This window comes from Mycolicibacterium sp. MU0050, from assembly GCF_963378085.1.
GTDB lineage: Bacteria > Actinomycetota > Actinomycetes > Mycobacteriales > Mycobacteriaceae > Mycobacterium > Mycobacterium wendilense.
In genome coordinates, this window is record NZ_OY726395.1 from 4,275,545 (window position 1) to 4,295,117 (window position 19,573).

Annotated in this window: 14 protein-coding genes; 6 read left to right on the forward strand and 8 right to left on the reverse strand. The window is 70.4% G+C overall.

Annotated elements, in window-relative coordinates; genetic code table 11:
- The first annotated feature begins 35 nt into the window (after nt 1–35).
- Nucleotides 36–500: a hypothetical protein gene (locus tag R2K23_RS20460; RefSeq protein WP_316512152.1), complete on the forward strand. Its 465-nt coding sequence runs from the start codon at nt 36–38 to the stop codon at nt 498–500.
- Here R2K23_RS20460 and R2K23_RS20465 read toward each other — a convergent pair.
- From R2K23_RS20465 to R2K23_RS20475, 3 genes are all read right to left on the reverse strand, one after another.
- Nucleotides 497–2,353, reverse strand: coding sequence for a dynamin-like GTPase family protein (locus tag R2K23_RS20465; protein ID WP_316512154.1), 1,857 nt, complete (start codon nt 2,351–2,353; stop codon nt 497–499). The two genes, R2K23_RS20460 and R2K23_RS20465, sit on opposite strands and share 4 nt — an antisense overlap.
- A gap of 87 nt (nt 2,354–2,440) precedes the next feature.
- Nucleotides 2,441–3,532 carry an IniB N-terminal domain-containing protein gene (locus tag R2K23_RS20470; protein WP_316512156.1) on the reverse strand — a complete coding sequence of 364 codons (1,092 nt, stop codon included), beginning with the start codon at nt 3,530–3,532 and terminating at the stop codon, nt 2,441–2,443.
- 274 nt (nt 3,533–3,806) lie between these two features.
- Nucleotides 3,807–4,337, reverse strand: a complete 531-nt coding sequence (locus R2K23_RS20475; protein ID WP_316512157.1) for an Rv0340 family IniB-related protein — start codon at nt 4,335–4,337, stop codon at nt 3,807–3,809.
- 214 nt (nt 4,338–4,551) lie between these two features.
- Between R2K23_RS20475 and R2K23_RS20480 the strand changes: the two genes are divergently transcribed.
- The 3 genes from R2K23_RS20480 to R2K23_RS20490 all read left to right on the forward strand — a co-directional run bounded on the left by R2K23_RS20480 (nt 4,552) and on the right by R2K23_RS20490 (nt 12,064).
- The gene (locus tag R2K23_RS20480) at nt 4,552–6,405 is read left to right on the forward strand and encodes an Hsp70 family protein (protein WP_316512159.1); all 1,854 of its coding nucleotides are present in this window, start codon (nt 4,552–4,554) and stop codon (nt 6,403–6,405) included.
- 3 nt (nt 6,406–6,408) lie between these two features.
- On the forward strand, nt 6,409–8,862 hold the full coding sequence (gene iniR / locus R2K23_RS20485) for an isoniazid response ATPase/transcriptional regulator IniR (protein ID WP_396892458.1): 2,454 nt from the start codon (nt 6,409–6,411) through the stop codon (nt 8,860–8,862).
- Nucleotides 8,863–9,064: 202 nt separating this feature from the next.
- Nucleotides 9,065–12,064, forward strand: a complete 3,000-nt coding sequence (locus tag R2K23_RS20490) for a (Fe-S)-binding protein (protein WP_316512162.1) — start codon at nt 9,065–9,067, stop codon at nt 12,062–12,064.
- A 3-nt stretch (nt 12,065–12,067) separates the two neighbouring features.
- Here the strand turns inward: R2K23_RS20490 and R2K23_RS20495 are convergent, their stop codons facing one another.
- Complete coding sequence (locus R2K23_RS20495) at nt 12,068–12,487, reverse strand: hypothetical protein (protein ID WP_316512164.1); 420 nt, start codon at nt 12,485–12,487, stop codon at nt 12,068–12,070.
- A gap of 196 nt (nt 12,488–12,683) precedes the next feature.
- On the opposite strand from R2K23_RS20495, the gene R2K23_RS20500 reads away from it, so the two are divergent.
- Nucleotides 12,684–13,949 (forward strand): pyridoxal phosphate-dependent aminotransferase, encoded by a 1,266-nt coding sequence (locus R2K23_RS20500; protein ID WP_316512166.1) that lies wholly within the window; start codon nt 12,684–12,686, stop codon nt 13,947–13,949.
- The gene (locus tag R2K23_RS20505) at nt 13,950–15,185 is read left to right on the forward strand and encodes a YibE/F family protein (RefSeq protein WP_316512168.1); all 1,236 of its coding nucleotides are present in this window, start codon (nt 13,950–13,952) and stop codon (nt 15,183–15,185) included. It abuts the gene before it with no gap.
- On the opposite strand, the gene R2K23_RS20510 is transcribed toward R2K23_RS20505, so the two are convergent.
- From R2K23_RS20510 to R2K23_RS20525, 4 genes are all read right to left on the reverse strand, one after another.
- A complete protein-coding gene (locus tag R2K23_RS20510; RefSeq protein WP_316512170.1) occupies nt 15,178–15,534 on the reverse strand; it encodes a nuclear transport factor 2 family protein in 357 nt (118 codons plus the stop codon). The genes R2K23_RS20505 and R2K23_RS20510 overlap by 8 nt on opposite strands.
- An 18-nt stretch (nt 15,535–15,552) precedes the next feature.
- Nucleotides 15,553–16,275: a maleylpyruvate isomerase family mycothiol-dependent enzyme gene (locus R2K23_RS20515; RefSeq protein WP_316512171.1), complete on the reverse strand. Its 723-nt coding sequence runs from the start codon at nt 16,273–16,275 to the stop codon at nt 15,553–15,555.
- A gap of 5 nt (nt 16,276–16,280) precedes the next feature.
- A complete protein-coding gene (locus R2K23_RS20520; protein WP_316512173.1) occupies nt 16,281–17,606 on the reverse strand; it encodes a UDP-glucose dehydrogenase family protein in 1,326 nt (441 codons plus the stop codon).
- Between the two features lie 82 nt (nt 17,607–17,688).
- Nucleotides 17,689–19,368, reverse strand: a complete 1,680-nt coding sequence (locus R2K23_RS20525; RefSeq protein WP_465270710.1) for a DUF7159 family protein — start codon at nt 19,366–19,368, stop codon at nt 17,689–17,691.
- Nucleotides 19,369–19,573: the final 205 nt, after the last annotated feature.

Consider the following 19,573-nt stretch of genomic DNA (forward strand, 5'->3'; position numbering starts at 1 on the left):
GCCGTCACGCGGGTTCGCGGCTAGTATCGGCGCCCGTGGCTGACGACGACCGATCCGACGAAGTGCCCTGGCATCACAACTCCAACGTGGTGATCGCGGCCGGTGTCGCCGGCGTGGTCCTGATCGCCGCGCTGGTGGTCACGGTCGTGCGGATGTCCGACCAGTGGAGCAAGCCCACGGAGACCATCTACCGCACCACCACCTGGACCCCGGACCCCACCACCACGTCCCGGCAGCGGCAACCGTTCGTGGTCACCCCGTCGGAGTCGACGACGTCGTTCACCACCAGCGTGCCGTTGTCGACCACGGACATCGGCGTCCCGCCGCCCATGGAGACCACGGAGACCAGTGAGTCGGAGACGTCGGAGACCTCGACGACCACCACCACCACGACGAGGACGACGGCCGCCGAAGACACCGACGAGGCCACGACGACCACCCGGAAACGCCCGCGGCTCAACCAAACTCGGACGCTGTTCCCCAACGGCTCGCGCGACTAACGCGTCGGCGCGCGCAGCTTCTCGATGTTGTCGCTGACCTGGCCGAGAATGTTCAGCTGCCGCTGCAGCTCCCGGACCCGCGCGTTGCGTTCGTTCTCCTCGAGCTGCGCCGAGGCGATGGTGGCCTGCAACGACTCGTTGAGCGAGCGGGTGGTCTGGTTGGCGATCTCGCGGTAGTGGTCGCGCAGCTGACGCTGGATGCCCTTGAGCCGGTCGCGGGATTCCTTGCCCACCGCGAACGACACGTCGTCGACGAACCGGCGCACGTTGGTCTTGGCCTCGGTGCGCACGCGCATCATCCGGTTGTCCATGTCCTCCCGGTAGGACTTGCGGCCCAGCAGCAGACCGGCCCCCAACGAGATCGGGTTGAACATGCCCAGGCCGGCCACCGAGGTGAGCATGCCGAACATCAGCACGCCGCCGTAGGAGCCACGCATGCTGGTCAGCGCCTTGTGCCCGATCCCGATCGGCTGGGCCTCCAGCCGCGCCAGCGACTTCAATCCGTCGAAGCCGGCGCCCATCTCGCGGGCACTGACATGCGGCATCTTCACCGCGTCCAGGCCGGCCTCGACGAACGTCCGCGCCACCTCCTGGGCCAGCGCCTCGGCCCGCTGGTACGCCCAGACGAAGTTGTCGCCGACGGCGGTGGCGACGGCGTCCTCGACCTCGGTGCCGATCTCGGCCCAATGCTGGGTGGGGTCGCACGAGTCGATGACGCCCTCGGTGTGGGCCACGATAGCCCGGAAGCGCGCCCGCAGGTCGTGGTCGACGTCGGCGGTCAGATCGGCGATCCCGTCGTTGAGCACCTGCTGCCACAGCGCGGTGTGCTGCAGCGCGTCCTGCGCCTCCTGCTTGCGTCGCTCGAGGTCCTCGGTGAGGCGACGCACGTCCTCGGGATCGTTGATCGCCGACAGCTCGGCGTTGACCGCCAGCGTCAAATGCTCTGCGGCCGAACTGAGTTCGGCCAGCACCTGATCGCGCACCCGGTCGTTCTCCCGGGACAGCACCTGCTCGGAGAGGAACCGGACGATCGCCGGGAAGTTCGACTCCTCGTTGAGTTCCTTGTCGTTGAGCTGCACCGCGTGGCTGCGCAGCAGCGCCGAGGCGGGGATCATCGGGATCGGCATCCCGGCCCGCTGTAGATGCGCGGTGTTGGTCTCCACGATCTGCCGCCAGTACGGGTACAGGTCGGTCTTGGTGGCGATCACCACCCCCACCGGGCAGATCTCGTAGGCCTGGCGGATGAACCGCATCTCCGGTTCGGTGAATTCCTGGCTGGTGTCGCTGACCATCAGCATCGCGTCGGCGTCGGGCAGCAGGCCCAGCGTGGCCGACAGGTGGGGCTGCCCGTGACCGCCGACGCCGGGAGTGTCGACGAAGGCCAGGCCGCCCTTGAGCAGCGGGCTGGGGGCGCTGACCTCGACGCGCAGCACCTCGCGGCCGCCGGCCTGCGGCGCGCGCCGCAGATCGTGCTTGATGTCGTCGATCGGGATGGGGATGACCTCGGGTTCGGTGCCGCCGGGCGCGGGGGCGACCACCAGCCGCGCCGACGGCTGCTCGCCGTAGGTGACGATGGTGACCAGGGCCGTGGTCTCGTCGTCGCCGACGCGCGCCACCGGCATGTTCAGCAGGGAGTTCAGCAGCTGGCTCTTGCCCTGTTTGAGCTGCCCGGCGATGACCACCCGGATCTGCGGGTCGCCGATCCGGGCGCGCGCGGTCGCCAGGCGCTGCCGCAGGTCGGCGCGGTCGTTGAGCTCCGCGATCGCGCTGGTGTGGTCGATCAGCTCGACGATCACCTTCACCCGGCGCGGATCCGGCGCCTGATTCGCCGGCGCGCTGTTGGCCTGTGTCACCGTGTCTCCCTCACGTCACGTCCACCGTAAGCCGCCGATGCGGCGGGGACCCGAAGGTCCCCGCCGCTCCGGCGCGTAGGTGTCGAATCAGAAACCGAGCATGCTGTTGCCGGATCCGAGCGACGCCTCGTGGCCGGTGTCGAGCGCACTGTTGGTCGCCGAGGTCTCGCGGCTGTTGTCGAACAGCGAGGCGCTGTGCTCCGACGAGTTGTCGTACACCTCGGTCTGCGAGTGATCCGAGTAGTCGGCCACCGACGTGGTGGTCGTCGTGGCGACCTCGGTCTGGGTGTACACCGAGGTGTCCGACGAGTTCCCGCTGCCCGCGTTGCCGCCCACCTGGGTCTGGTCCCCGCCGACGACGTTGCTGGTGGTCTTGTCGCTGACGATGACGATGCCGCCACCGCCGGCGTTGCCACCCTGGGTGCTGTCGCCGCCCAGGCCGATGTCGATCAGCCCGCCGCTGCCGCTGCCGGCGTTACCGCCGTGGCCGCCGCTGGCGTCGACGTCCTGGAAGACCGGGCCCTCGTTGTCGGTGATCACCGAACCGCTGCCGGTGTTGGTGACGCCGTCGTCGTCGATGCGGCCGTCGCCGATGTTGACGTTGGAGCCGCTGCCGGCCCAGACGTCGCCGTTGAGCACGTCGTTGTTGTTGCCCAGGACGGCCCCGTCGCCGGTGACGATGTCGCCGCGATTGTCCCCGTCGATCACCACGGCGCCGTCGGTGGCGGTGGTGGTGGTCTTGTTGCCCAGGGTGATGTCACCGAAGCCGAGGTTGAACGCACCCTGCTGGGCGTTGGCGCCGGCGTCCTGGTTGGGGCTCATGATCGGGGTCTGGTTGTGGCTGGCCAGGTCCGTGTTGTTGTGGCTGGCCAGGTCGGTGTCCGGGGCGAACGTCGGCGACGGCGCCCAGGTCGGCGACAGCAGGTTGGCCGCGGCCGAGTAGTCGTTGGCCGGGGAGAAACCGTAGTGGTTCGATACCGCCCGCTGCAGGCCGACGACGGGGTCGCCGCCGCCGAGCATCATGCTCGGCACCGCGGTGGCGGCCACGGTCGACAGCTGGGCGGCGGACAGCCCGGCCAGGCCGGCGTCGCGCATGGCCGCCTCGGGGGCGGCGACGAATGAGCGAGCCGCATCCTCGTCGCGGAACAGGTTCAGGATCCAGTCGATCACGTTGATCATCGTCGTGCCTTTCGGTCATCCGCCGGGCGTTCCGGCGATCTGGCAACAACGTTATGGATTTCCCAGACCCCCGGAAACGGGGCACAAACCCGTGCTGCGGGGCGCCCGACTAGGGGTGCAGGCCCCCGTGCCGTTAGGGGATTAGGGGGTGACCGGGGGTGGCTGCGGGCCATACGGGGTCCGCCGCTCGAACCACCCCTAGCGCATCCCATTTCCACAGGTGAACACGAAAACCGCCGACAACGCGACGTTGTCGGCGGTTTGGGGGCGGGGGTCAGAACAGATCGAAGCCCGGCGCCTCGTCGGCGGGACCCTGCGCGCCCGACATCGGCGAATCGATGACGCCCTGGTCCCAGCTGACCGGCTCCGCAACGTCGGCATCCCCGACGGCCGCCAGATCCGGCTCGTCGATCAGGTCGGAGACCTGGCTGAACTGCGCCGCATCCGCGACGGCCGGCACCTGCGGGCTGTCGATGACGCCCGCCGGCACGTCCTCGAAACCGGCGAGACCGGTCTCCGGGACCGGCGGCGCAAACGCGTCGAGACCGTCGAAGGCCTCCACGGCCTGGGCGGCCGCTCCGCTGGTCCACACGCTGTCGTCGATCGGTACCGCGGTGGCACCGAAGGACGGGGTGGCCATCGACAGCGAGTCCGACACCACCGGGATGAGATTGTCGACATCGACGCTGGTCACATTGGCCAGGTTGGCGTCGGCGAGGGTGCCGGCCGGGTCGGCGGCATACCGCGCGGCCACCTCGGGATCACGCACCAACGACATCACGAAGTCGAGCAACTCGTTGGCCATGACGCGGTTCTCCCCTGCGGCGATATCTCACGGAAATGTTGATCCAAGATTAGCCAGCGCGGCATCGGGCGGGATCGGTGCCGAACCCACTACGACCGCACCTCCATTAGGGGATTGCCCCATAGGGGATCTCCGGCGGTAGGGGGGAACGCGCGCGGCGTCCGCGGAATCCGCCCACGAGCCGCTATCGTGAACGACGTTATGAGGTGTGCAGATGAGTGACGTGCTGGGCCTGTCGATCGGCCAGACCAATCTGGGGGCCACGCGCACGGCGCGCCCGCCGGTGAGCCGGCGGGCGGTGCTCACCCTGTTCGGGCACCGGCCCGCCGAAGTCGGGGTGCCCAGCGAGAACCCCAACCTCACCGAGCCGGGCCTGATCATGTGGGGCTTCGTCGAGCGGGTCGGCGACCCGGTCCCGCTGATCGCCCAGGACGGGTCGTCACACCGCGGCGACGCCCTGACGGCCGAGGCGCTGGAGGCCATGGCCCGCGCCGTCGGCGGTCCCGCGCCGAGCAAGATCACCGTGGCGGTGCCCGCGCACTGGGGACCCGCCGTCGTCGGCGCGTTGCGCGCCGCCCTGCGCACCAAACCCGCGTTGTTCTCCGACGGGGCGCCCCCCGAGCTGGTCTCCGACGCCGCGACGGCGCTGGCCGCCCTGCAGACCGGCCCCGGCCTGCCCGACGGCGGCGTGATCGCGCTGTGCGACTTCGGCGGCACCGGCACAACCTTGGCGCTGGCCGACGCCGGGCAGGGCCTCTCCCCCGTCGGCGAAGTGGTGCGGTACGGCGAGTTCTCCGGGGACCAGATCGATCAGGCGATCCTGGGCCACGTGCTGGCGGGCCTGCAGGAGTCCGGCGACGCCGACCCGGCGGGCACCGCGGCGGTCGGCTCGCTGACGCAGCTGCGCGCGGAATGCCGGCAGGCCAAGGAGCGCCTGTCCGCCGAGCCCTCCGCGGTGATCCCGGTGGCGCTGCCCGGCCGCACCACCGATGTCCGGATCACCCGCGCCGAGCTCGAAAGTCTCATCGAAGCCCCGCTGGGCGCCTTCCTCGACGCCCTCGGGGACACCTTGGAGCGCAACCGGATTCCGGCCGCGCAGCTTTCCGCGGTGGCCACCGTCGGCGGCGGCGCCGCGATCCCGCTGATCACCCAGCGGCTCTCGGAACTGCTGCGGGTTCCCGTCGTCACGATGCCGCAGCCGGGGCTGACCGCGGCCGCGGGCGCGGCCGTCATCGCCGAGCGCGGCCCCTCCCCCGACGCGCCGACCGGGATGGCGCAGACCCCCGACCTCGCCGACCTGCCCACCGGACTGGCGCCGGCCGCCTGGGCCGCCGGGGCGGCCGGGGCCGCGGCCACCGAGTCCGCCACCGACGGGTCCCCGTCGGCGACGTTCCGGGCGCTGGCCTGGTCGCAGGACGACGACGGCAGCGCCGAACCGGTGCCGTACTCCGGAGAGGACTACACCTTCGAGCACGCGGCCAGCGCGCGCCCGCCGGTCGAATTCGAGCGCGACGACACCGACCTCCTCGGCTCCGATGGCGCCGAGCCCCCGCCGCTGCCCTGGTACAAGCGCCCGCCGGTGCTGTTCGGGGCCGCCGCCGCCGCGCTCCTGGCGGTCACGGGCGTCGGCTTCACGTTGACCGGCAATTCCACCGACAGTGAACCGGTGACCGTCAAGACCACCCTGCCGACCTCCGAGACGCGCACCACGGTGATCACCGGCCCCGACGGCGAACCCACGGTGTCGACGACGGTGGTGCCCCCGCCTCCGCCGCCGGAGACCACGACCACCCCGCCTTCGCCGGAACCCACCACGACGACGACCACGACGTCGCCCACCACCACGACGACGACAACGACAACGACGACCACCACCACCACGACCCCACCCACGACCACGACCACGCGGCCGACGACCACGACACCGCCGCCCACCACGACGACGCCCCCGCCGACGACAACGCAGGAACCGCCGCCGACCACCACCCAGGCGCCGCCCCCGACCACCGACGATCCGATCATCGACGACGGTGCCGCCGGCGGCGACGACCCGATCGACGGCGAGTAGCCATTGGCCCCAGCCGTGACCGAGATCCCCCCGGCCGCAAGGGACATCGTCGGGGTCTTCGCCGACGAGCCGGGCAAGTTGCTCGTCACCGGCGGCATCGGGACCGGCAAGACCGCCACGCTGCTTGCCCTCCGGGAAGCTCTGCGCGCCAACGGCATCGAGATCAGCACCACGCCGCCGGCACGGCCCGCGCCGACGTCGGCAGCCCTGGTCATCGACGATGCCGAGGAACTGTCCGACGACGAACTCGCGGCGCTCACCGAGGCCGCCCGCACCCCCGGCACCACCGTGGTCGTCGCGTGTCTGCCGTGCGAGCAACGCCCGGCCCTGCGCGAGCTGATCGCGACCATCGAACGGGATCGCCCGCGGGTGGTGCTCGGTCCGCTGTCCCGCATCGAGATCAGCCGCCGCCACGACAATCAGGACGTCGAGGTGATCAGCACCATCCAGGCCGCCACCGCGGGGTTGCCCTTCCTCGTCGACGCCGTCTCCCCGACCGAAAAAATCGGGCAGACAAGCTATCTGGTGTTGGTCGATCGGTTACGCCGGGCCGACGAGGAATTGCTCGAGGCCATGCTGATCGGTTCGCTGAGTCCCGGTCTGGGGCCGGCGGACCTCGCCGCCGCGCTGCGGATCGCCCCCGACGCGGCGCGCGAGGTCACCGACCGGGCCCACGCGACGGGATTGTTGGACGCCGCCCTCGGCGCGGACTTCGTCGCAACCGTGCATCGCGCCGTCGCTCAGATCCTGGGCGCCGCGCGTCATCACGAAATCGAGACCGACCTGCTGCGCACGCAGCTCGAAATGTCCACGCTGTCCCCCGATCTCGCGCTGCAGCTGGCCGAGCACGGCATGCGCGAGCCCGGTCTGGCCGCGGTGCTGGCCGAGGCCGCGGCCGCCGCTGCGCCGGCCGAGGCCGTCCGGCTGTACCGCGCCGCCGTCGACGCCGGCGCCGATGCGCTCTCGGCCCCGTTGGCCGACGCGCTGGCCCACTCCGGCGACTGCACCGCCGCCGCGACGCTGGCCGACACGCTGCTGTCCGGCGCGGACCCCGCCGCGCGCGCCACCGGAGTGCGGGTGGCCGCCGCCGTGGCGATGCACGACGGGCACACCGACCAGGCCGCGGAACTGTTCGGCTGGCTGGGACCCGAATCCTCGGTGGGCGCGGCGGCGGCGCTGGCCCTGGCCGCGGCCGGGGAATTGCCGGCCGCCCGGGAGGCGCTGGCCGGTGGCCCCGGCGGGCCGCCCACCTCCGGTGCGCGCGCCGCCCGCAATCTGGCCGAGGGCCTGCTGATGACCTTCGAGGGTCCCTACGAGGCGGCCGCGGCACGTCTGGGGCAGTCCATCGGCGGCCCGCCGGCCCGCGAGGCGGCGCCTGAGCGCCCCGTGGCAGTCATCGCGCTGGCCGCGATGCATTCCGGGGACCCGGTCCGGGCCCGCAGCGTGCTGGCCCGCGCGGTCCACACCGCCGCGGACGCACCCGACCCGCTGTTCGATCACCGGCACCGGCTCCTGCAGGCCTGGCTGAAGATGCAGGATGGCCAGCTGGCGGCCGCGGCCGCCGAGGTGGCCGCTCTTCCGCACGCCGAGTTGCACCGTCGTGACGCACTGTGGTGGTCCGCGCTGCAGACCGGCCTGGCCCGGCGCAATGGTGATACCGGCGCGCTGCAGCAGCACTGGTACGCGGGTGTGGAGGTGTTGGCCGAGTCCTCGGTGGACCTGTTCAACCTGTTGCCGCTGGGCGAGTTGTGGGTCGCCGCGGCCCGGATGCGCCAGCAGGACCGCCTTGCCCATCCGCTGGAGCAAGCCTTCGCGCTGTTGGCCCGGCTGGGTGATCCGGTCGCGTGGTCGCTGCCGCTGCGGTGGGCGGGCGTGCACGCGGGGATCCTGGCCAACGCGCCGGAGGCGGTGGCGCCGCACGGTCAGGCGCTCGGCGCGGCCGCCTCGGCCAGCGGGTTCGCCCGCGCGCTGGCGCAGGCCGGTCGGGCCTGGCTGCGGGTGCTCGCCCGGCAGGTCGATCTCGACGACGTCGCGGCGGCCGCCCGGGGCCTGGCCCAGTACGGCCTGGGATGGGACGCCACCCGGCTGGCGGGGCAGGCGGCGTTGCAGACGCCGGACCCGCGGGTGTCGAGCACCATGCTGCAGATCGCTCGGGACCTGAAGCTGGCGTCCGGACAGGACGCCGCCGCCCCGGCCGAGCCCGACCCGTCCCCGGGCGAGTCCGCCGGCACCCCGGCGCGCCCGACGGCGACCCCGGCCGGCGTGCTGTCCGAACGCGAGCGCGAGGTTGCCGAACTGTTGCTGCTGGGGATGCCGTACCGCGATATCGGGGCCCAGTTGTTCATCTCGGCGAAGACCGTCGAGCACCACGTCGCCCGGATCCGGCGCCGGCTGGGCGCCGAATCGCGGTCCGAAATGTTGTCGATGTTGCGGGCGATGCTGGTGCCGCAGGGCTGATGTCGGAACGCTTCGGGCCTGGTACCACCCCGGTTTCCGGGCGGGCGCGGGATGAGACGCATAACACAATCGCGGCGAACTTAGGTAAGCCTCGGTAGCGGTGTGAATCACCGAAGTGTCACTATGAGCAGGACGTGGTCAAGTTACCGGCCAGTAACATAGCCTATGTTACCTGCGAGTAACTTCGGATTGGAGGCGCACGGTGGGCACTCTCGAGTGGGTCAGGCTGGCCATTGGTCTGGCCGCAACGGCGATCGTGTTGGTGTTCGCCGCCAAGCGGGTGCTGTGGCTGACCGAACTGATCCGTTCCGGCCAACCGACCATCCACGAGCGCGGCCGCAAGGACAAGCTCAGCGAGCGCCTGCTCAACCAGGCCAAGGAAGTCTTTGCCCAGACCAAGCTGCTGAAGTGGTCGATCCCGGGCATCGCGCACTTCTTCACCATGTGGGGCTTCTTCATCCTGGCCTCGGTGTACCTCGAGGCCTACGGCGTCCTGTTCAACCCCAAGTTCCACATCCCGATCGTGGGCCGGTGGCCGGCGCTGGGCTTCCTGCAGGACTTCTTCGCCGCCGCCGTGCTGCTCGGCATCATCGTCTTCGCCATCATCCGGCTGCGCACCGAGCCCAAGGAGCACGGCCGCTCGTCACGGTTCTACGGCTCGCACACCGGCGGCGCCTGGCTGATCCTCTTCATGATCTTCCTGGTCATCCTGACCTACGTGGTGTTCCGCGGCGCCGCGGTCAACGTGCTCAAGGAAGACTTCCCCTACCAGTCCGGCGCCTTCTTCTCCGACGCCATGGCCTGGGTGCTGGCCCCGCTGGGCGACACCGCCAACCACGTCCTGGAGACCGTCGCGCTGCTCGGCCACATCGGCGTCATGCTGGCGTTCCTGCTGATCGTGCTGCACTCCAAGCACCTGCACATCGGCCTGGCCCCCATCAACGTCACGTTCAAGCGGATGCCCGACGGCCTGGGGCCGCTGCTGCCCATGGAGCACAACGGCGCGCTGATCGACTTCGAGGATCCCGCCGAGGATGCGGTGCTGGGCCGCGGCAAGATCGAGGACTTCAGCTGGAAGGCCTACCTGGACCTGACCACGTGCACCGAGTGTGGCCGCTGCCAGTCGCAGTGCCCGGCCTGGAACACCGGAAAGCCGTTGTCGCCCAAGCTCCTCATCATGGACCTGCGCGACCATCTGTTCGCCAAGGCGCCCTACATCATCGGCGGGCAGACCGTCCTGGAGAACACCCCCGAGGGCGGCCTCGGTGAGGAGATCCGCGGCGAGAAGCACGCCGAGGACCACCACGTCCCCGAGTCCGGTTTCGGCCGGATCACCGGGTCCGGGCCCGAGCAGGCCACCCGCCCGCTGGTCGGCACCGCCGAGCAGGGCGGCGTGATCGACCCCGACGTGTTGTGGTCCTGCACCACCTGCGGTGCCTGCGTGGAGCAGTGCCCGGTGGACATCGAGCACATCGACCACATCGTCGACATGCGCCGCTACCAGGTGCTCATGGAGTCGGAGTTCCCCTCCGAGCTCGCCGTGTTGTTCAAGAACCTGGAGAACAAGGGCAACCCCTGGGGCCAGAACGCCAAGGACCGGCTCAACTGGATCGACGAGGTCGAGTTCGACGTGCCCGTCTACGGCAAGGACGTGGACTCCTTCGACGGCTACGAGTACCTGTTCTGGGTCGGCTGCGCCGGCGCCTACGAGGACCGCGCCAAGAAGACCACCAAGGCCGTCGCCGAACTGCTGGCCGTCGCCGGGGTCAAGTACCTGGTGCTCGGCGACGGAGAGACCTGCACCGGCGACTCCGCGCGCCGCGCCGGCAACGAGTTCCTGTTCCAGCAGTTGGCCGCGCAGAACATCGAGACCATCGACGGCCTGTTCGAGGGTGTCGAGGCCGTCGACCGCAAGATCGTCGTCACCTGCCCGCACTGCTTCAACACCCTGGGCCGGGAGTACAGCCAGACCGGGGCCAACTACTCGGTGCTGCACCACACCCAGCTGCTGAACCGGTTGATCCGGGACAAGAAGCTGACGCCGGTCTCGCCGGTCTCCCAAGACATCACCTACCACGACCCCTGCTACCTGGGCCGGCACAACAAGGTCTACGAGGCTCCTCGAGAGCTGATCGGCGCCTCCGGCGCCTCGCTGACGGAGATGCCACGGCACGCCGACCGCGGCCTGTGCTGCGGCGCCGGTGGGGCGCGGATGTGGATGGAAGAGCACATCGGCAAGCGCGTGAACACCGAGCGCACCGAAGAGGCGATGGACACCGGGGCCTCGAAGGTCGCCACCGGTTGCCCGTTCTGCCGCGTGATGATCACCGACGGTGTCGACGAGGTGTCGGCGGCCCGCGAGGTGGACAAGATCGAGGTGCTCGACGTCGCGCAGCTGCTGTTGTCGTCGCTGGACGTCTCGTCGGTGAAACTGCCGGAGAAGGGTGCCGCGGCCGCCGAGGCCGCCGCCCGAGCCGAGGCGCAGGCCGCAGCGGCCCCTGTCGCGGAGCCTGAGGCCCCCGCTGCCGCACCGGAAGCCGAGGCCGAGGCGGCACCGGCCGCCGAGCCCGCCAAGGCCGCCGCACCGGTCAAGGGGCTGGGCATGGCCGGCGGCGCCAAGCGCCCCGGGGTCAAGAAGGCCGCAGCCGCGCCGGCCGCCGAGACCGAGGGCGAACCTGCCAAGGCCGACGCCGCCCCCGTCAAGGGCCTGGGGATCGCCGGCGGCGCCAAGCGCCCCGGCGCCAAGAAGTCCGCAGCCGCACCGGCCGCCAAGACCGAGGCCACCGAGGCCGCACCGGCCGCCGAGCCGGCCAAGGCCGAGGCCGCACCGGTCAAGGGACTGGGCATGGCCGCGGGTGCCAAGCGTCCGGGAGCCAAGAAGTCCGCAGCCGCACCGGCGGCCAAGGCCGAGGCACCGGCGGCCGAGCCCGCGGCCGCTGAGGCCGCGGCACCGGCGGAGCCCGCCAAGCCCGAGGCTCCGGTGAAGGGTCTCGGCATCGCCGCCGGCGCTCGTCGTCCGGGCGCCAAGAAGGCCCCCGCCGCCCCGGCACCTGCGGAGCCCAAAACCGAAGCCGCCCAGCCCGAGTCGGAGTCTGCGCCGCAGGAGCAGGCACCCGCTCAGGAATCGGCACCGGCCAAGGACGAGCCGCCGGTCAAGGGCCTCGGTATCGCCAAGGGTGCCCGCCCGCCCGGCAAGCGCTAGGGGCTAGCCCACTTTCGTGAGCTGAAACGGCGTCCGGTCGATGTGGCCGCCGGGGCAGCCGTAGTTGGAGTCGCTGGACACCGCGCCGGCCAGGGTCACCGGGTCGACGTCGATGGAGATGAAGGCGGGCGCATAGCGCCCGTCTTCGCAAATCGCGCCGTCGGGCTTGGTGACCACGAAATGCCAACTGCCGCCGTAGAAGGTCGCCGGACTGACCCAGCCCTGGTTGCTGGACACCGTCGCCGTGCACGCGGCCGGGGCGCACGACGAGGAGATGGTCCACAGGAACTCGTCGGCGCCGCCGGAACCGGTGTAGGTGCCGTTGAGCAGCGGCGGCTCGGCATGCGCCCCGCCGGCGAAGCCGAGGGCGGCCGCCGCGAGGGCGCCGGCGGTGAGCAGTGCGCGTGTCGATGCCAGCTTCATGTGTGGGCCTCCCGGAGCCGAAACAGATTCCCAGCAAGTTAACAGCCACCACGGGTGATTTCGGCCACAGCGGGCAGCAAACGGCCGGTCGTGTCGCCGTCGTTGCCGCACTGGGTGCGCAAAAGACCTCGTCACATCCTTCGCAGGAGGGTTCGATTGTGATAATGCGTGGACAAGCCGTGGGACACTTGACGTCATGAGCACTTCACAGTTGCCGTGGCACACCACCGGCCACGAAAGTCGGCAACGCGTCTTCACGCAGTCGACCAAACTGCAGGACGTCCTGTACGAGATCCGCGGCCCCATCCACGATCACGCGGCCCGGCTCGAGAACGAGGGACATCGGATCCTCAAGCTCAACATCGGTAACCCCGCCACGTTCGGGTTCGAGGCCCCGGACGTCATCATGCGCGACATCATCCAGGCGCTGCCCACGGCCCAGGGCTACTCCGACTCGAAGGGCATCCTCAGCGCGCGCCGCGCGGTGGTCACCCGCTACGAACTGGTCGACGACTTCCCCCGGTTCGACGTCGAGGATGTCTTCCTGGGCAACGGCGTCTCCGAGCTCATCACGATGACGCTGCAGGCCCTGCTGGACAACGGCGACCAGGTCCTGATCCCCGCCCCGGACTACCCGCTGTGGACGGCCTCGACCGCGCTGGCCGGCGGCACCCCGGTGCACTACCTGTGCGACGAGACCCAGGGCTGGCAGCCCAACATCGAGGATCTGGAAGCCAAGATCACCGACCGCACCAAGGCGCTGGTGGTGATCAACCCGAACAACCCGACGGGCGCGGTGTACAGCCGCGAAGTCCTCACGCAGATGGCCGATTTGGCGCGCAAGCATCAACTGCTGCTGCTGGCCGACGAGATCTACGACAAGATCCTCTACGACGACGCCAAGCACATCAGCATGGCCTCGGTGGCCCCGGACGTGTTGACGCTGACGTTCAACGGCCTGTCCAAGGCCTACCGGGTGGCCGGCTATCGCTCCGGCTGGCTCACCATCACCGGCCCCAAGGAACATGCCAGCAGCTTCATCGAGGGCATCAGCCTGCTGGCCAACATGCGGCTGTGCCCGAATGTGCCCGCCCAGCACGCCATTCAGGTGGCCCTCGGCGGCCATCAGAGCATCGATGACCTGGTGTTGCCCGGCGGCCGGCTGTTGGAGCAACGCGACGCGGCCTGGAATGCGCTCAACGAGATCCCCGGCGTGTCCTGTGTGAAACCGGCCGGCGCCCTCTACGCGTTCCCGCGCCTGGACCCCGAGGTCTACGACATCCAGGACGACGAGCAGTTGGTGCTCGACCTGTTATTGCAGGAGAAGATCCTGATCACCCAGGGCACCGGGTTCAACTGGCCCGCACCGGATCACCTGCGCATCGTGACGCTGCCGTGGGCCCGCGATCTGACGAATGCCATCGAACGGCTGGGCAATTTCCTGACCAGCTACCGTCAGTAGGTGGCTCATTCCCACTCGCACTCCCATCATTCCGGCCCCGCGCCGGTAGGCCCGATTGCGGCCCGCATCGTCGTCGGTCTGCTCATCGCCATCGGCATCGGCGTGCTGGCCGGCGGGGTGTTGCTGTGGCCCAGCCAGCAGAAGGTCGACATCCCGATGCCGCTGCAGGACGCCACCGGCGGCGCGGTGAGCACCGAGGCCGGCCGCGTCGTTTCGGGCACGCTCGGCGATTGCGGCAGTCCGTCGGTGGGCCGGGTGCTGACCACCGCGCCGACGCCCGGCACCCCCGGCGCCGGCACCTGCGTGCAGGCCCTGATCGAGATCGAGTCCGGCGCCAACGTCGGCGCCAACACCCTGCTGGAGTTCAGCCCGTCGCCCGGCCAGCCGAATCTTGCGGCGGGCGAACACATCCGGATCACCCGCCAGGTCGACCCACAGGGCATCACCAGCTACGCGTTCTACGATTACGAACGCAGCTGGCCGCTGATCCTGCTGGCCGCCGCGTTCGCCGTGGTGATCGTCGTCGTCGCCCAGTGGCGCGGGCTTCGGGCCCTGATCGGCATCCTGGTGGCGTTCGGCGTCCTGGTGCTGTTCCTGTTACCCGCCCTGCGTGACGGCGCGCCGGCGGTTCCGGTCGCCATCGTGGCATCCGCGGCGATCCTGTATGCGGTGCTCTACCTGGCGCACGGAGTCAGCCTGCGCACCAGCGCCGCGCTGCTGGGCACCCTGACCTCGCTGCTGCTGGCCGCGGGCCTGTCCTGGGCGGCCATCGAAATGGCACACCTGACCGGCCTTTCGGAGGATCAGAACAATCAGGTGACCGCCTACCTTGGGCACATCTCGATCACCGGCCTGCTGCTCGCCGGGTTCATCATCGGGTCCCTGGGTGTGCTCAACGATGTCACCGTGGCCCAGTCGGCGACGGTGTTCGAGCTGGCCAACGTCAGCGAAAACGCTTCTCGCCGCGCGATTTTCACCGGGGCCATGCGGGTCGGCCGTGATCACATCGCCAGCACGGTGTACACGCTGGTGCTGGCCTATGCGGGCAGTTCGCTGCCGCTGCTGCTGCTGTTCAGCGTGGCCAACCGCTCGCTGGGCGACGTGTTGACCAGTGAGTCTGTCGCCATCGAGATCGCCCGGTCGGCTGTCGGCGGCATCGCGCTGGCGTTGTCGGTGCCGCTGACCACGGCGATCGCGGCGGTGCTGGCCTCCCCGTCGGGTCGGCGGGTCAGCTGACCAGATCGTCCTCGGTGAGGTCGGTCGCGGCCAGCGCGCTGGGCAGGTCGTCGTGCCGGAACACCGAGGCCACCTTGTCGTCGACCACGCGGAACGCCGACGCCGACGAACCGCCGTCGCCGAACGTCTGCTCGACGACCACGACACCGCCGTGCACGTAGGTCTTGCCCACGCTCACGGAGGTGGGGAAGGCCTGGGCCCATTCCCGCAGGGCGGTCAGGCCCTGGGTCGCGCCCTGGGCATCGCCGATGTCGATGTCCTCGGTGGACAGTTGCAGCAGCGTGTCGATGTCCTTGGCGTCCAGCGCGTCATGCCAGGCGAGCACGGTGGCGAACTCCGAAGTGGTCATGCCTGCCAACCTAACCCGTCACACCTTCATCAGGTCCAGCCAGGTGCGCAGCACGTCGTCGGAGCCGAACACCTGCACCGCGGTGTGCTCGACCGGACGGCGCCGGGTGGTGACCAGCAGCAGGTCGGCAGCCGGCCCACGTAACGCGACATCGGCCTTGCTGTGTTCGTGGCGCCAGGCGCCGTCGCGAAGGGTCCACTCCCCCTGCGGGTCCAACCCGTCGTCGGTGGCATGCAGGTGCACCGTGCGCTCGCCCAGTTCGGGGAGCACGCGGGTCACCAGGTCGAACCACTCGCTGAGGGCGTCGGCGGCCTGGGCGGGCGCCAACGCGAACTCGACGTCGAGGGCGATCGCGGCATCGGCACGGTGCACCGCGATCTCATGCACCCAGCGGCGGATCCACCAGCGCGCCGGCTTGGGGCCGCCGAAGGTCCACACCTCGGTGTCCGGGCCTGTCCGGGCCACCGCCTCGAGCAGGACCTGGGCGCCGTCGGTCACCCACCGACGGGCGGCCTGTGGTTCGGTGGGCGGCCTCCCGTCGCGCACCGCCTTGGGGTCCGCCGGTCCGTTCAGACCGCCGGTCACGTTCTCGGCGGCCCACCGGATGCCGCGGCCGACGTGCCGGAACAGTTGGTTCAGCGTCCACTCCGGGCAGGTGGGCACCGGCGTCTGCAGGTCGGCGGCGAACACCAGGTCGGCGAATTCGGTGATCTCGTCTTGTAGTCGGGCGGCGTGGTCCACGCGCCTCAGCGTACGAGCCGTCCCAGGCAGTGCACCCGCCAATCGGCGGATTGCCACCGGGCGACGTCGAGGCAGTTGCGCCCGTCGACTATCACGCGGTCGCGGACGACCGGTGCCAGCTCGCGCGGATCGAGGTCGACGAACTCTTGCCACTCGGTGAGAACCAGGACCGCGTCCGCGCGTTCGCACGCCTCGAAGACGGAGGTGGAGTAGTTCAGGGTGGGAAAGACCCGCCGCGAGTTCTCCATCGCCTTCGGGTCGTACACGTTGACCGTCGCGCCGTTGAGTTGCAGCATGCCGGCCACGTTCAGCGCCGGGGAGTCCCGGACATCGTCGGATTCGGGCTTGAATGCTGCGCCCAGCACCGCGATGTTGGCGCCCAGCAGCGAACCGCCGCAGGCCCGGGTGGCCAACTCCACCATCCGGGTGCGCCGCCGCATGTTGATGCCGTCCACCTCGCGCAGGAAGGTCAGCGCATGGTTGGCGCCCAGCTCACCGGCTCGGGCCATGAACGCGCGGATGTCCTTGGGCAGGCAGCCGCCGCCGAAACCCAGTCCCGCGTTGAGAAATCGCCGGCCGATGCGCGGGTCGTAGCCCAGCGCATCGGCCAGCACAGTCACGTCTGCGTCGGCGGCCTCGCACACCTCGGAAATGGCGTTGATGAACGAGATCTTGGTTGCCAGAAAGGCATTGGCCGAAACCTTGACCAACTCGGCGGTCTGCAGGTCGGTGAGCAGGAACGGCACATCGTCGGCGAGCAATGGCGCGTACAGTTCCCGCACGGCGGCCTCGGCGCGCACCGAGTCGTGCTGCACACCCACCACGATGCGATCCGGGTGCAAGGTGTCGTGGACGGCGAAGCCCTCGCGGAGAAACTCGGGGTTCCAGGCGATCTCGACGTCGACACCGGCCGGGGCCAGGGCCCGGGCCCGCTCGACCAACTCCGCGGACGTGCCGACCGGGACGGTCGACTTGCCGACGATCACCGCGTGCCGCGACAGCCGCGGCACCAGGGTGTCGATGACGGCGTGCACGTGCCGAAGGTCGGCGCCCAGTTCGCCCTTCTTCTGCGGGGTTCCGACGCCGAGGAAGTGCACATCGGCGAAGTCCGCGGCCTCGTCGTAGTCGGTGGTGAACCGCAGCCGGCCAGCGGCGAGGTTGTCGCTCAGGATCTTTCGAAGCCCGGGTTCGTAGAACGGGATCTCACCGGAGGCCAGCTTGGCGACCTTGCCGGGGTCGATGTCCACTCCGATGACCTCGTGGCCCAATTCGGCCATTCCGGCGGCGTGGGTGGCGCCGAGATAGCCCGTGCCGAAAACCGTGCATCGCATGGGGCCTGTCTATGCGGCCCGGGTGAGCGCACTGCATCCTGACGCTGAGCGTCACGCCAACAGCAGGTAACGAGTTGCGCGCTCAGTCACCGAACGACGGCCACGGCCAGATCGAGTCCGATCCGCGGTTCGAGCCTCGGTCGGACCCCGCATCGGAGCCGCCCCGGGAACCGGAGTCCCCGCTCGGCCAGCGCTGCTTCGGCTGCTCCACCACCTTCGGCGGCTCCCACTTGGGTGGCTCCCACTTCGGGGGCTCCCACTTGGGCGGTTCCCACTTCGGCGGCTCCCAGCGAGGCGGGTTGTTCCGCGGTGGGTCGTACTTGGGCGGGTCGTACTTGGGCGGGTCATAGCGCGGCGGGTAGTCCCGCGGCGGGGTGTAGCGCGGCGGGTCGTACCGCGGCGGGCTGTAGCGCGGCGGGTAGTCCCGCGGCGGATCCCAACGGGGGCGCAGCAGCGGCGGCACGATCGACTCGGGCAGCACGATCACCGGCGGCGGCACCACCGGCGCGGGCACCACGGCCGGCGGCGGGGGCGGCGGCGCGGGAGCTGCCGGCGGCGGCGGTGGCGGCGGGGCCGCAGGCGCCGGAGCGGGTGCTGCCGGTGCCGGGGCGCGTTCGACGAACACCGTGCGCGGCGCCGGCGCCTCCTGCACCACAGGTCTGGGCGCCTTGATGGTCTCGATCGGGGCGACGGGCTTGGGGGGCTCGGCCACCGGTTCCGGGGCCGGCGCGGCGGCGGGCGGGCGCGGGGGCACCACCATGCTCTCCCCCGGCGTCGGCCGCTGATCGACGGTGGGGCGGATGCTGACCGCCAGCGAAATCACCAGCGCCGCGACACCAATCACGAAGATGGAGGTCATCGCACTGCCGACCAACAGGAACGGCCGGCGCGCCGATTGCCCCGCCGACTCGTCGCCGTCGGCGGCGTCGACCAGTCCGGGAAGCTCCGGCACCTCGATGTCGTCGCTGACCTCGCTGTAGGCCAACGCGCCGGCGGACTGGAGGCCCGCGGGCAGCATGTAACCGGCGCCGGCCAGCTGTGTGGCGTCAGCCGCCGCGGCGGCCACGCCGAGACCGACGGTGGTGGCCTCGAACCTGGGGGCGGCGGCGCTCGCCAACGCGGCGCCGCGGGCCAGGGCCAGCTCCGCCTCCTCCGGGGCGATGACCGGAAGCGAGGTGGCCGACTCGAGTTGCAGCTTGATCGCGGCCACGCTCACTCCGGAGCCGACGACGAAGACGCCCTGGGGCGGCTGATCGAGGGTTTCCAGGTCGGCGACCATCGCGGTCAACTCGGCGACCGCGTCGTCGGTGTGCAGATCCTGGCTCTGCACCTTCACGATCGAGCCGTCGACGGTCTGCACCACCGACATGGTCGCGGTGTCCTGCTCGAGGAACATCAGGGCCGTGCGCTCGTAGCCCATCGCGTGGCCGGCGGCCTGCGCCAGCGCACCCGCGGCGTGCAACTCGGACACCAGCATGACGTCGTCGATGTTGTGGGCGGCCAGCGCGTCGCGCAAGGCGGCGGCCTCGTCGTGGTCCCGCCACGTCACACCGGTCGACATGAGGCGATGACCGCCCTCGGCCGCGCTCTCCCGGGTGCCGAGGATGGCGGTGACAACCTGCGCCGAGGCCGTTGCCGAGTCGCCGCCCGAGCCGACGTTGAAGGCGTCGTGATCAACGGTCAGACCGTCGGCTTTTTCGCCTTCGACCAGCACCATGCGGACCGAGGTTGGTGTCATCGATACACCAAGCACGATGTCCACTGCGCCTCCAATATCGTTTGCTACGTAGCTTCAGTTCCGTTCCGGGCACCCGGGCCGCCCAGGCGGCCAACTACGAACTTCATCGGCGCTGCCACCTGCGGCGTTACAGGTACAGCTGCGGTGAAGGCCGTGCGTCCGACGCGACCGCGGGACCCCCATTTCCCGGTAGCTACCACCGTACCCATGCGAAGCTGGACACGTGAGC

Coding starts and splice junctions, on each gene's coding strand:
- R2K23_RS20470 (WP_316512156.1), bottom strand. CDS start 3,532: ATGATCAACGTGATCGACTGGATCCTGAACCTGTTCCGCGACGAGGAT.
- R2K23_RS20475 (WP_316512157.1), bottom strand. CDS start 4,337: ATGGCCAACGAGTTGCTCGACTTCGTGATGTCGTTGGTGCGTGATCCC.
- R2K23_RS20480 (WP_316512159.1), top strand. CDS start 4,552: ATGAGTGACGTGCTGGGCCTGTCGATCGGCCAGACCAATCTGGGGGCC.
- R2K23_RS20495 (WP_316512164.1), bottom strand. CDS start 12,487: ATGAAGCTGGCATCGACACGCGCACTGCTCACCGCCGGCGCCCTCGCG.
- R2K23_RS20500 (WP_316512166.1), top strand. CDS start 12,684: ATGAGCACTTCACAGTTGCCGTGGCACACCACCGGCCACGAAAGTCGG.
- R2K23_RS20510 (WP_316512170.1), bottom strand. CDS start 15,534: ATGACCACTTCGGAGTTCGCCACCGTGCTCGCCTGGCATGACGCGCTG.
- R2K23_RS20520 (WP_316512173.1), bottom strand. CDS start 17,606: ATGCGATGCACGGTTTTCGGCACGGGCTATCTCGGCGCCACCCACGCC.